This window comes from Acinetobacter seifertii (assembly GCF_000368065.1).
Classification (GTDB): domain Bacteria; phylum Pseudomonadota; class Gammaproteobacteria; order Pseudomonadales; family Moraxellaceae; genus Acinetobacter; species Acinetobacter seifertii.
Map to the genome: position 1 here is coordinate 1 of NZ_KB851203.1, position 13,268 is coordinate 13,268.

Annotated in this window: 11 protein-coding genes and 1 rRNA gene; 7 read left to right on the plus strand and 5 right to left on the minus strand. The window is 38.6% G+C overall.

Features of this window, described 5'->3' with window-relative positions:
* Positions 1 to 75 (plus strand): 5S ribosomal RNA (gene rrf / locus F985_RS26365); the annotation flags it as partial.
* A gap of 186 nt (positions 76 to 261) precedes the next feature.
* Positions 262 to 858, plus strand: a complete 597-nt coding sequence (locus F985_RS20065; RefSeq protein ID WP_004704672.1) for a glutathione S-transferase family protein — start codon at positions 262 to 264, stop codon at positions 856 to 858.
* A 46-nt stretch (positions 859 to 904) separates the two neighbouring features.
* Here F985_RS20065 and F985_RS20070 read toward each other — a convergent pair whose 3' ends face one another.
* Positions 905 to 1,597, minus strand: coding sequence for a TIGR04219 family outer membrane beta-barrel protein (locus F985_RS20070; RefSeq protein ID WP_004704673.1), 693 nt, complete (start codon positions 1,595 to 1,597; stop codon positions 905 to 907).
* A gap of 631 nt (positions 1,598 to 2,228) precedes the next feature.
* Here F985_RS20070 and F985_RS20075 point away from each other — a divergent pair.
* A complete protein-coding gene (locus F985_RS20075) occupies positions 2,229 to 3,707 on the plus strand; it encodes a sodium-dependent transporter (protein WP_004704674.1) in 1,479 nt (492 codons plus the stop codon).
* Positions 3,708 to 3,719: 12 nt separating this feature from the next.
* Positions 3,720 to 3,863, plus strand: a complete 144-nt coding sequence (locus tag F985_RS20080; protein ID WP_004704675.1) for a methionine/alanine import family NSS transporter small subunit — start codon at positions 3,720 to 3,722, stop codon at positions 3,861 to 3,863.
* Between the two features lie 42 nt (positions 3,864 to 3,905).
* On the opposite strand, the gene rsmB is transcribed toward F985_RS20080, so the two are convergent.
* Together rsmB and fmt are read right to left on the minus strand one after the other, a co-directional pair.
* Positions 3,906 to 5,210, minus strand: coding sequence for a 16S rRNA (cytosine(967)-C(5))-methyltransferase RsmB (gene rsmB, locus F985_RS20085; RefSeq protein WP_004704676.1), 1,305 nt, complete (start codon positions 5,208 to 5,210; stop codon positions 3,906 to 3,908).
* Entirely contained in the window at positions 5,207 to 6,169 is a 963-nt protein-coding gene (fmt, locus tag F985_RS20090; RefSeq protein ID WP_004704677.1) for a methionyl-tRNA formyltransferase, read from the minus strand. Before fmt ends, rsmB begins: the two co-directional genes overlap by 4 nt.
* A 348-nt stretch (positions 6,170 to 6,517) precedes the next feature.
* On the opposite strand from fmt, the gene ilvD reads away from it, so the two are divergent.
* The 3 genes from ilvD to F985_RS20105 all read left to right on the plus strand — a co-directional run bounded on the left by ilvD (position 6,518) and on the right by F985_RS20105 (position 10,760).
* Positions 6,518 to 8,347: a dihydroxy-acid dehydratase gene (gene ilvD, locus F985_RS20095; protein ID WP_019458622.1), complete on the plus strand. Its 1,830-nt coding sequence runs from the start codon at positions 6,518 to 6,520 to the stop codon at positions 8,345 to 8,347.
* Between the two features lie 313 nt (positions 8,348 to 8,660).
* A complete protein-coding gene (locus tag F985_RS20100; RefSeq protein WP_004704681.1) occupies positions 8,661 to 9,950 on the plus strand; it encodes a hypothetical protein in 1,290 nt (429 codons plus the stop codon).
* A 78-nt stretch (positions 9,951 to 10,028) separates the two neighbouring features.
* On the plus strand, positions 10,029 to 10,760 hold the full coding sequence (locus F985_RS20105; RefSeq protein WP_004704683.1) for a sulfite exporter TauE/SafE family protein: 732 nt from the start codon (positions 10,029 to 10,031) through the stop codon (positions 10,758 to 10,760).
* A 9-nt stretch (positions 10,761 to 10,769) separates the two neighbouring features.
* Here F985_RS20105 and F985_RS20110 read toward each other — a convergent pair whose 3' ends face one another.
* A complete protein-coding gene (locus F985_RS20110; RefSeq protein WP_004704688.1) occupies positions 10,770 to 11,660 on the minus strand; it encodes a LysR family transcriptional regulator in 891 nt (296 codons plus the stop codon).
* A gap of 79 nt (positions 11,661 to 11,739) precedes the next feature.
* Entirely contained in the window at positions 11,740 to 13,035 is a 1,296-nt protein-coding gene (locus F985_RS20115) for a solute carrier family 23 protein (RefSeq protein WP_004704691.1), read from the minus strand.
* Positions 13,036 to 13,268: the final 233 nt, after the last annotated feature.

Consider the following 13,268-nt stretch of genomic DNA (forward strand, 5'->3'; position numbering starts at 1 on the left):
CGAACTCAGAAGTGAAACCTCTTAGCGCTGATGGTAGTGTGGGGTTACCCATGTGAGAGTAAGTCATCGCCAGCTCATTATTCAAACACCCCGGTTTCGAAAGAAACCGGGGTGTTGCTTTATGGCTAAAATTAAAATAAATATAAAACTCTGAATAAAGTAGACAATAAAAGCAGATATATATTAATTCTAAGAAAGAGTTTTGTTATAAATAACAAGAAAATTAATCTTTTAAGTAAGCATAATAAGGGAAGTGAATCGATGATAATTTATGGTGATGTAGGTTCTGGTAACTGTTATAAAATTAAATTATTACTTTCCTTATTAAAAATTAATCATACATGGATCCATGTTGATATTTTAAACAAAGAAACTCAAACAGATGATTTTTTGTCGTTAAATCCGAATGGAAAAATACCTGTATTAGTGCTGGATGATGGTCGTGTTTTGAGTGAATCCAATGCTATTTTAGGTTATGTGGCTGAAGGAACAAAATTTATTCCTACAGATCCTTTTATTAAAGCAAAAATGTACCAATGGTTGTTCTTTGAACAATATAGCCATGAACCGTTTATTGCAGTTGCTCGTTTTATTAATAAATATTTAGGTTTACCAGCAGAAAGAATAGATGAATATCATAATTTACAACCAAAAGGGCATAAAGCGTTATCAATTATGGATAAAACTTTAGTAGAGTATGATTATCTTGTTGGAAATCAATTAACCATTGCTGATATTGCTTTATATGCATACACACATGTCGCTGAGGAAGGCGGCTTTGATTTAAATTTATACCCAAATATTCGAGCATGGTGTCAAAGAATTCGAGAATATTCAGGTTATGTAGATATGATTTAAATAAAAAAGAACTCATATAGAGTTCTTTTTTATATCTGAATCTGATTTAGAAATGTGCTTCTAAGCCTACATAAGGACCTTTAAACTCAAATTTTAGGTCATTATTATCGTAATCATCTAAGTCAATATTGAGTAGGCGGTAGCCAGCTTTCAAGCCTAAATCAACTGCTAAATTATCGATAAATTTATACTTTACCTCTGCTAATGCATCAGTAATTTTTGCATCATTAAAGTTTGTATAGGTTGCTTCGCCTTTAGCACTTAAACCTGTGAATGGAAGTTTTACTTCGCCTGACAAATAAGCGATAGGATATGTTTTATCTATATCCACACGTTTGCCAGTATAAGCAGTGATATCACCATTTAATACAGTTGCACCAAGACCAGCGTCTACACTCACAATATTATCTAATAATTCGTAGTAAAGAATAAAATCGCTATGATCTAAATTAATTTTATAGTTAGCTTGGCCTAAGGTTTCTGACTTAGTTTGCGTATCTAGATTTACATAGCGAATTTTTGCATTTGGAATAAATGGAATTGGGTGCTCAAAAGCTAATGATAGTTGAGCACTACCTTTTCGATCTAAATCTTGGTCATCTGGTAATTGTGAAGACATGTTTGCTTTACCATCGTAAAACCAGTAACTCACGTCTCCTTTAACCCCTATAAAATCCGCTTGAGCAAATCCGCTAAGACTCATCCCGAGTGCTAAAAAAGACATTTTTAATATCTTCATCATCATATCCTAAGAAAAAGAAATCTTTGAGCGCATGATATAGATATCTGGGTAGTTATGCATTGATGAAAAATAGTGTATAAAAAAACTTATAGAGCTTTAATTTTTTTAAATACTATATGTTTTTGATTTTTATATAAAAATATGTATTTTGTTGTGGAAATTATTTTATAGAACTTAGTATAAATTTTGTGAAAACAGAAAATGATGTTTTGCTCATTATTATGAGAAAAATTAGTTGATATATCCACTTTGTGAAATCTAAAAGAATTTAAATGGTAGAAAATATCATTGTATATAGCAGCACAATAATATGCTTTAAAATACTAATATCAGTTAAAAAATGATCAGACTAGATCAAAATTTCTAAAAAAACGTAAAATTTCAGATGGAAATTACAGTAAAAAGAAATAAAAACAGGTATTGTTCAGCTATATAGGGGCAAAAAATGGACAAAAATCTTTAAGGAAGAATTTTCTATTTTTGCTTGTTTGTTTAGGGAAGAAAAATACTCAAAAGGTTCATTTTATTTTCTACAAACACAAAAGTATTTTTTGGTTCTTTTTTTGCATGCGGAATAACAATCAACAATAGCAGTAAAAATAAGTAATCTCTTAACATTAGGTGTTCTATGACAGATTCTCGTGAAAACTGGACGTCACGATCTGGTTTTATTATTGCAGCCGTTGGTTCGGCTGTAGGCTTAGGTAATATTTGGCGCTTTCCATACGTTGCATATGAAAATGGTGGTGGTGCGTTTCTTATTCCTTACTTACTTGCACTGATTACTGCTGGTTTACCGTTACTATTTTTAGATTATGCGGTAGGTCATCGTAGTACAGGTTCACCTCCTAAAGCCTATAGAGCTTTGTTTAAGGGTGGAGAAACTTTAGGATGGTGGCAGGTTTGTGTTTGTATCATCATCGGTTTGTACTACGCAAGTGTACTGACTTGGGCTGGCAGTTATATTTATTTCTCTATTGGTCAAATGTGGGGAAGCGACCCAGAAGGCTTCTTCTTCAATACTTACTTACAGACCTCAAAAGCAACAGGCTTTGATTTGCAATTTGTAAGTCATCTATTTTGGCCAATTGTAGGAATTTGGGCACTGACTTTAATCATTTTATATGGTGGAGTGAAAAAAGGTGTTGAATTATCGAATAAGATTTTCATGCCTTTATTATTTGTTTTATTTACTATTCTAGTGATTCAGTCATTGCGTTTACCTGGTGCGGCACAAGGTTTAAATGCATTCTTTACCCCAAACTGGTCTGCTATGATGGACTATAAAGTTTGGTTAGCTGCTTACGGTCATACCTTCTTTTCACTTTCTGTTGGTTTCGGGATCATGGTGACCTATGCATCCTATTTAAAACCAAAAACCAATTTAACAGGTTCTGGTCTTATTGTTGGTTTTGCCAATGCATCGACAGAGATTTTAGCGGGTATTGGTATTTTTGCTGCGCTTGGTTTTATGGCGCATGCGGCAGGTACTGAAGTTAAAGATGTTGTGAGTGGTGGTATTGGACTCGCATTTATTGCATTTCCTAAAATTATTTCAAGTTTAGGTTCTGGTGCTGACCTATTTGGTCTTTTGTTCTTCTCTTCATTATTTGTAGCTGGTATTTCTTCAATGGTGAGTATTTTGGAAGTGCCGATTGCAGCGATGCAAGATAAGTTAAAGTGGGGACGTAAGAAAGCTGTAACCATTATTGGTGGTGGTAGTGCGCTTGTATCAATTATTTTATTCTCAAGTGTAAATGCAATTAAGCTTGTTGATATTGTTGACCACTTTATTAATAACATTGGGATTATTGGTGGTGCATTGATCTCAATTATTAGTGTAGCTTGGTTTAAACGTTCAGCACTTAAAGAGCTTCGTGACCATGTAAACCGAATTTCAACTATTCAATTGGGTAAAGGTTGGGACTTCACTTTAACTGTTATTACCTCTTTAATCTTATTAACAACACTTTCTATGACTGTTTTTAATTTGATCAAAAATGGCTATGATACTTATAGTATGAGCTTACAAGGTATATTCGGCTGGGGCAGTGTGATTTTCTGTGCAGTCGTTGCTATCGTGTTAAGCAAAATGAAAGATCGCTAGGAGGATAAAGGAATGAATACTTCGGCAATCGTGATGATGATCATTTCAATGGTGTTTGTGTGGGGTGGGCTGGCTTTATCCATCTTACATTTATCTAAGCATCCTGAAGAGTTAGATGAAGTTTTAGAAGAAGTAAAAGACCAGCACACACTTTGATATTGGTCTAGAAAAAAAAGCAGGCTTTTAAGCCTGCTTTTTTTATGCGATTTTTTGGATTTTACAATAATAAAATCCATCACCAGATTGAGCTTGTGGCAACAATTGTTTGCCATGAGTTTGTTCAACTCCCCAAGCTGCTTCGATTTTCACTTCTTTTGCATCGGTATGTTCTGCAAAGAAGTCGATCATCTGTTGTTCATTTTCAGCTTTTAAAATTGAACAAGTGATGTAGAGCAATGTGCCACCAACTTTAAGTTGTTGCCACATGTGTTCCAAAATCTGCTTTTGTAGCTCAATGGTTTGCGCTATATCGGTGGATTGACGTAATAGGCGTATGTCAGGGTGACGTCGAATGACACCTGTCGCAGAACAAGGTGCATCAAGCACGATACAATCTACTGGTTCAGTCGGAGTCCACTCGGTTGCATCGGCAGCCAGAATTTCAGTATGGCTTTGATCTAGTGCTAGTCGGTTTAAGTTTTCAGTCACGCGGACTAAACGACTCGCGTCCTGATCAATTGCGATTAACTGTGCTGGTTTAAATTTTTCTAGCAAGTGAGCTGTTTTACCACCTGGAGCAGCACAAGCATCAATCACTATTTTATTGTTTAAATCAGGCAATAGAGTTGCACATAGCTGTGCATGTTCATCTTGTACAGAAAACCATCCATCTTCAAAACCAGGCAGCTGGGTAATTTGTACAGATTGCTCAAGAACAATACCTGCTTCAGATAGAGCACATGCACGTGCCTGAATATCTAGACTTTGTAGTTTTGCTAAATAAGCATCTCGACCAATGTGTCGCTGGTTCACTCGTAAAGTTAAAGGTGCAACTTGTTTTAATGATTGGCAGAGTGCTTCGGTTTGTTCACCCCAATCTTTTTTTAGTCGCTTAAAGAGCCAACTTGGTAAGCCATGCGCTTGCTGTAAACCTTGCTGAAAATCATCAGTTTCACGAGTAGCTCGGCGTAAAATAGCATTTACAATGCCACTGAGTGCAGGGAATCCAAGTTGTTTGGTCGCATCTACTGTTTCCGAAATGGCAGCATGTGCTGCAATACGCGTACATAAAACTTGATAAAGACCAACGTATAGGCAGGTTTCTACTGTCTCATTATTTAAAGGCTTACTGAGTAGAGGTAAGCTAATTGATTTAAGGGCAAACCATTGACGCAATGTACCTAATACAAGCTCATGGAATAAAGCACGGTCACGCTCTGCCACTTGATTGAGCTGTGTATTTAAAATACTAGCAAGTGATTGTCCTTGCTGAACTTTTAATAACGTCTGGACGACTTGAGAACGTAGGTTAAAACGTGATGAATTTGAATTAACCTGACTCATGGCAAAATCTGTCCTACGTGAAGTTTTTGAGTTTGTGCAATTTGTTGAGCATTTAATGCTTTACCACCCGGCCATTGCACACTCGTCAAACAAACAAATGTATTTTCACCGCAAGCAACATGCACGCCTTGTTTATCAATTGCAATAATTTCACCAGCTTGGGCATCTGCTTTGCTTTGACTAGAAACTGTTGAGTTCCAAACACGCAGTGCATTATTTTCATCAAGTTGAACAAAAGCGACTGGCCAAGGGTTAAATGCACGGATATTTCGGTCAATTTGAACAGCATCAATTGACCAATCAATACGAGCTTCTGACTTTACGAGTTTATGAGCATAGACCGTTAAGCTTTCGTCTTGAACTTCGCGTTCTGCCAAATATTTTTGTAGTGTTTCTTCTGACTCAAGTACTGCACAAATTGCTGTTGCACCTTGATCTGCAAGTTTGTCATGCAAAGTCGCAGAAGTATCTTCGGCAGTGATTGGGCAATAGGTTTTATACATCATATCGCCTGTATCTAAACCGGCAGCCATTTGCATGATGGTGATACCAGTTTCTTCATCACCTGTTGCAATCGCACGTTGAATTGGCGCTGCACCACGCCAGCGTGGTAATAATGAGCCGTGAATATTTAAACAGCCATATTTAGGTGTATCGAGTACAGCTTGTGGAAGAATCAAACCATAGGCTGCAACCACCATCACATCAGCGCCTAAAGCAGCCAATTCTTGTTGAGCAGCCAAGCCTTCTTCGGTGGAAGCTTTGAAGTGGAGTGGTTGATAAACAGGAATATTGTGTTCAAGTGCAAGCTGTTTCACAGGGGATGGCGTTAATTTTTGTCCACGACCCGATTTACGATCTGGCTGAGTATAAACCGCGATAATTTCATGGGAAGTTTTTAATAAAGCCGCCAATGCTGTTGCAGCAAATTCGGGGGTGCCAGCAAAAATAATTTTCACAAATGCAATCCAAAAAGAGTTTATGGGTAGTATACGTGAAAAACGTTTGAAGCCCTAAACTCATAGCGATCGAGCGTTTTAGTTTTTTAATAGTGAACAAAAAATTATTGAAAAAATTTTATTGATAAAAAAAGGTTATAAAAAAATAAAAAATTATTCATGTAAGTTTTGTTAAATATTGACTGAGTATTATCGTTATTGGCTTTCCCTATATTATTTGCTTCTATAGAATGGAGAATGATCAAATTATGATGATGAGTCAATATTCCGACTGATCTAACGCTATATCAGTATCATTCAGCTAGAGTGGAAGAAATTCCGCTCAAGCACAACTTGTTGGAAACACAAATGCCTGACTATCGTTCAAAAACATCGACACACGGAAGAAATATGGCTGGCGCACGTGGCTTATGGCGTGCAACAGGAATGAAAGATGAAGATTTCGGCAAACCGATTATTGCGGTGGTCAATTCATTTACTCAATTTGTTCCGGGCCATGTCCATCTAAAAGATCTAGGGCAGCTTGTCGCAGCAGAAATTCAGGCAGCAGGTGGTGTTGCTAAAGAGTTCAATACAATTGCAGTGGACGACGGTATCGCAATGGGGCATGACGGCATGCTTTATTCATTACCTTCACGTGATTTGATTGCAGACTCGGTTGAATACATGGTGAATGCACACTGTGCAGATGCCATGGTGTGTATTTCTAACTGTGACAAAATTACACCGGGAATGTTGATGGCTGCGATGCGCCTAAATATTCCAGTAGTTTTTGTTTCTGGCGGACCAATGGAAGCGGGTAAGGTTAAATTCCGCGGTAATGAAAAAGCGATTGACCTTGTTGATGCCATGGTTGTTGCGGCTGATGAAAGTTATACAGACGAAGAAGTTGCAGAATTTGAACGTTCAGCATGTCCAACCTGTGGTTCATGTTCAGGTATGTTTACTGCAAACTCAATGAACTGTTTAACCGAAGCTTTAGGCTTATCTTTACCGGGTAATGGTTCGATTGTTGCGACGCATGCAAACCGTAAAAAATTATTCTTAAAAGCAGGTCAGCTTATTGTCGAATTGGCTAAGCGCTATTACGAACAAGAAGATGCAAGTATTTTACCTCGTTCAATTGCAACTAAGGCTGCATTTAAAAATGCGATGACGCTTGATATTGCAATGGGTGGTTCAACCAATACAGTTCTACATTTATTGGCTGCGGCAAGTGAAGCTGAAGTTGATTTCACCATGGATGACATCGACGAATTATCACGTCGAGTTCCTGTACTTTCAAAAGTAGCACCTGCAAAACAAGATGTTCATATGGAAGATGTTCACCGTGCGGGCGGCATTATGGCGATCTTAGGTGAGCTTGATCGTGCGAATTTACTTGATGTATCTGTACCGACTGTACATGAGAAAACTTTAAAAGATGCATTAGATAAGTGGGACATTATTCGTACTGAAGATGCCGACGTTTATGAGTTCTATCGTTCATCTCCGGGTGGCGTACCAACTCAAGTGGCATTCTCACAAAACCGTTACTACTCAACTTTAGATGGTGACCGTGAAAAAGGCGTGATTCGTAATGCAGAGCATGCATTCTCTAAAGATGGTGGTTTAGCAGTTCTATACGGCAACATCGCGCTTGATGGTTGTATCGTGAAAACTGCGGGTGTAGATGAATCGATCCTTAAATTTACGGGTACAGCACGCGTATTTGAAAGCCAAGATGCCGCTGTAGATGCAATTTTGGGCCATGAAATTAAAGCTGGTGACGTTGTGGTGATTCGTTACGAAGGTCCACGTGGTGGTCCGGGTATGCAAGAAATGCTTTACCCAACCAGCTATCTTAAATCGAAAGGTTTAGGAAAAGACTGTGCATTGGTGACAGATGGTCGTTTCTCTGGTGGTTCATCAGGTCTTTCCATTGGACATGTTTCGCCGGAAGCTGCGGAAGGCGGTGCAATTGGTTTAGTTGAAGATGGCGATACCATTGAAATTGATATTCCAAACCGTACGATTCACTTGAACGTTGATGATGCGACTATGGCGCACCGCCGTACAGTTCAGGAAGCGAAAGGCTGGCATCCGAAAGAAGAACGTAAACGTAAAGTATCAAAAGCGTTAAAAGTTTATGCAATGCATACAACAAGTGCGGCAAAAGGAGCTGTACGCGTTCTATAAAATGTTCAATTTTAATAATTGAATAGGAAACATGCACCCATTAACACGATGAATTGCTATCATGTTATGGGTGCATTTTTTATGTCTGGTAAAAAAAATCCGCTTGTAGAAAAAGGTGTTTTCAGATCATTCTATGGGTTTGCCATAAAATGGTGATAAAATCTTCACCTACGCAGAAACTCGCGAAATAACATGACATATTTTCTGCGCGAACTTAGGTAGTCATTTTTCTATCTCGACTACTGTTTAACCTTGCACTATGATCAAATAACTTTTGATCTCGCTTAGGATTTATTTTTTAGAGGCACTACTCATGTCACTGCTACGCCGTTGGTTTGACCCTATCCGATCGAGCTGGTTTTACCAAAAACCTTCTCGTCAAGCGGTGTTACCCACGGAAAATGGTTTAAGTATTTATTTACGACTTGATGATGTGTATAGCTATCTGGCTGTTCAGCAATTGTCTCAGCTAGATGAAATTTTAAGTGATGAGCTTAAACCTTTAAAAATTATTATTTCTCATACAGCTTCTGAACCTCCAAACAGCATGACGCATGAGGAGTGGCAGAATTATTGTTTAAATGATGCCAAGATTTTAGCAAATCAGCATCGTTTTGCTTTTGATGAGTTCCCAGAAATCCCAAGCCAAGAAGCTTTAAAACAAGCCACTGTCATACTAAAAAGAACTCCATTACAAGGTCGGAACTTCTTCCATTTACTTGAAGATATCTTTCACATGCTTTGGCAACAGCAATATGGAAAGTTACGTACTTTACATGCCATGGCGGTGAAGCATCAGATGCCACAGCATTTCCCAGAACGTATTTTTACAGATGAGCCTGTACAGGCAGCGTACTTTGAATTTGGTGGACGTAAATATCACGCAGTGGATGATTTATTACGTCTAACCCGTCGTTTAAAACAACAAAAGTTACTGACAGGTATTCCGATTTTTTTAATTAATCATATCGAATGGCGTGAACATTTGATTAATGATGCTGAAGCACTCAATGAAATTCAGGCTCTTCACCCTGAGCTTGATGTATTTATTGCTTTAGAAGATCCAATGAGCTGGTTACTTCTCGCATATATTAAAGAAGAACTCGCAGACTATTATGATATTCAGTTAAAAGTCTATCCGCTTAGTTACCAAGGCAGAGACTGGTTTGACTGGAGCTTGGCAACCCGTGTTTCTAAACGTACTGAGGTGGCTTTTACACCTTTTTGTCGTCCTACAGAAGAAAGTACGCTTGAGATGGCAAAGCTTTTTTATAGTGTGCCGGAAAGTCAGCAACTCGATGCAATTTTTACTATTTTGCAGGCAGTTTGGACGAAAGGAAAAGACCTATCTTTCCAGAGGCATTTTCAAGAGTTACAACAGCAACTCGGTATTGAGCACTTAACCGAACAGGATGTCCCTTCTCTCTTGGAACAAAATGATGCACTTTGCAAAGACAAGCATCAGCCTGATCTGCCGGTTTTAGAACTACGTATTGATGGTCACAGCTATGTGTTTAATAGCTTGTACCGAGTTTGGATGATTGAAAGTATTTTTAGTAATGTTTTAGAAGAAAAATACAAGACGGCCTCAACTTCTAATTGAGGCCTACTCCTAAAAACAAGAATAGGGCAAAACCTGTTTTTTCCGTAGCATAACCATGTAGGGAATCGGAGATAAACAGTGACTTTTTTAGCAATTATTATGATGGTGTTTGCCTTTGCTGGCATGATCAAAGGCATGATTGGCCTAGGTTTGCCCGCAGTATCAATGGGTTTACTCACCATCGCAATGAGCCCTTTTCAGGCTGCATCTCTTTTGATTGTTCCTTCAATGGTCACCAATGTTTGGCAGCTTTTTGCTGAGGGGCATGTTTGGGCTTTTATTCGCCGTTTCTGGACCTTACTCGTAGGCATTGTGGTTGGTTCAATATGGAGCTTTCTACCCACTTTAAGTCAAAGTCATGGGCACAGTAGTGAGATTTTATTAGGCTGTATGTTGGCTTTATATGGGCTTTATGGACTGAGTGTCAAAAAGCTTCCACACTTAGGGAAACATGAGCGCTGGTTATCGCCGATTATTGGATATATTGGTGGGGCAGTCACCGTAGCCACAGGCGTTATTATCATTCCTGTGGTGCCATATTTGCAGTCTTTACATTTAAAACGTGACGAGCTGGTTCAGGCTTTGGGATTAACGTTTACGGTTTCTACCATTTGTCTTGCAGTCTTTTTACACCATAACCCGATGTCTGGAGTAACACTGGACTATCGTTTTTCTTTTGCTGCATTGTTGGCTGCACTCATTGGAATGTGGATCGGTAAAAAAATCCGTTATCGACTCAATGAGCAGTTATTTCGCCGTATCTTTTTTATAGGTTTGGTGTCATTAGGTCTTTATATGATTTTGCACTAAACCAAATTTCTAAGGGCGATGCTCTAATAGAAAATCTGCAAATTGCTTATAACTGCTAGGCAGCTGGTTGAAATTTTGTGTTGCCAAAAGTAGTTTTCGGTTTGCCCATGCGCCGAGTAATTGGATCGAATGGAAATTGTAGTCCGATTGCAAGCGCTGTGCCGCACGGGCAGGCATAATTGCAATACCAACGCCTTTGGCAACGACTTCAGCAATTGCGCTAAAGTTAGGCAAGCGCAAACGATACTGTATATTAAAGCTTAATAATTTAGCTTGAGTTTCAATGGACTGTTGCAAAGAGTGGTGGGCTTTAAGGCCAATAAAACCATAGCTTAAAGCCTCTACCAAATTCAACTGTTGATATTGTGCTAACTCATGTGTAGCAGGACAAATCAAAACTAGAGGATCACTCGCAAATTCTTTAGTTTGCAAATGTCGGGTATCAAAAAAACTTGAGACCAAGCCAAGGCTCGCAATTCCTTGGGTTAATGCATCTACAATTTCTGAACTTTCTGCTTCGTGCAAATCGATATTCATTTCGGGATGAAGCACTAAATATTGCGGTAATAACGGAGGCAAATATTCGCTTTGAGCAGAAGAGTTACACCAAAGCGTTAAGGCTTGTATTGTAGAAGACTTAAAGCGCTGCATTTCTTGTTCGAGTTGATCTTTTTGTGCTAAAAGCTGACGAGCATGTTCTACAAAAGCATGTCCTGCTGTGGTGAGTTCTACACCTGTGGTTTGGCGAATAAATAAAGGTGTTTCAAAATACTGTTCGAGTTTTTTTATACGCTCACTCGCTGCTTGAAGAGAAATAGCAGAGCGGTCCGCACCTTTAGTTAGGCTACCAGTCGAGACAATATGAAGGACCAGCTGTAAATCAAAAAAATCAAAACGCATGATAGGAACGCATTGAAACGCAAAAATTCATCATACTAAATCGGAATGAAAAAAGGCAGCTTACGCTGCCTTTTTGAATTTAAGTTTTATCTTTTAAACTGAACAACCAATTGAGAATAATGGCCGCAAATGTTGCTGTACCAATACCCCCTAAATTGAAATTACCGAACAATAATTCAAAGTTACCAGCACCTAAAATAATCGTCACAGAAGCAACAATCAGGTTTTTATTGTTAGAAAAATCAACTTTGTTCTCGATCCAGATTTTTGCACCGGCAATGGTAATTAGACCAAATACGACAATAGATGCACCTGTTAAAACTGCGCTTGGAATGGTACTAATTACCGCGCCAAATTTTGGAGATAGACCTAAGAAAATTGCAAAGACGCCTGCAATCACAAATACAATAGTTGAGTACACACGAGTGACTGCCATCACACCAATGTTTTCACCGTAAGTGGTCATCCCCGGCGCGCCGACACTACCAGAAAGCGTTGTTGCCAAACCATCTGCAACAAATGCTTTGCCTAATTGTGGCGTTAGGTTTTCACCAGTCATTGCACCTACAGCTTTAATATGGCCTAAGTTCTCTGCTACTAAAATAAGTGCAACTGGCGCAATAATTAGCATAGCTTTAGTATCAAAAGTAGGATGTGAAAAGCTTGGAATACCGAACCATGCAGCCTGTGAGATCTGGCTAAAATCGATTGGTTTACCTAGACCTAAACCATTGGTCGTGACGGCATAAATTGCATAAGCTAAGATTAAACCAACCAACAGAAGTAGACGTTGTAATAAACCACGGGTAAAGACTGCAATACTGCCCATACAAAGCACAGTAATTAATGCCATCCACATTTCAAATGGTTGACCAGCAACGCCTTTAATGGTAACAGGTGCAAGGTTTAGACCAATAATCATCACAATTGCGCCAGTCACGACAGGCGGCATGAGTTTTTCAATCCAGCGCGTACCCGTAAGCATGACAATAAAACCGATGAGTGCGTAAAAGATACCGCACGCTACGATTCCACCTAAAGCCATAGACAGATTTGGATTGGCACCCGAACCTGTAATGTGCCCAGTCGCTGCTGCAACCACACCAATAAAGGCAAAACTTGATCCTAAGTAACTTGGAACACGACCACCTGTAATTAAGAAAAACAGGATGGTACAGATACCGGACATTAAAATAGCAAGGTTAGGATTAAAACCCATGAGTAGCGGCGCTAAAACAGTGGCTCCAAACATGGCAAATGCATGTTGGATACCTAAAACGGCACTTTGAACTGGTGGGAGATATTCATTGGTAGAGACCGGTCGATGGTCAACATCACCTTGGTAAGGCTGCCATTTTGGAAACCAGTTGGACATAAAATAAGCTCATTATTCTTTAATTGGTGCAATCATACCCTTTCTTGGGAAGGCATTTAATCTCTAGAGAGAAGTATATGGGAGAAAAGTAATTATTTTTTAACGATTGGTATAATCTTAATAATTCTAAATATGCGGAATTAGTTATTTTTTTATAATAAAGCTTAATTTTATGATTTTAAAAAAATTTTTAAAAAAATAAAAAATCGGGGAAAATTTATGAAAAATGGGGA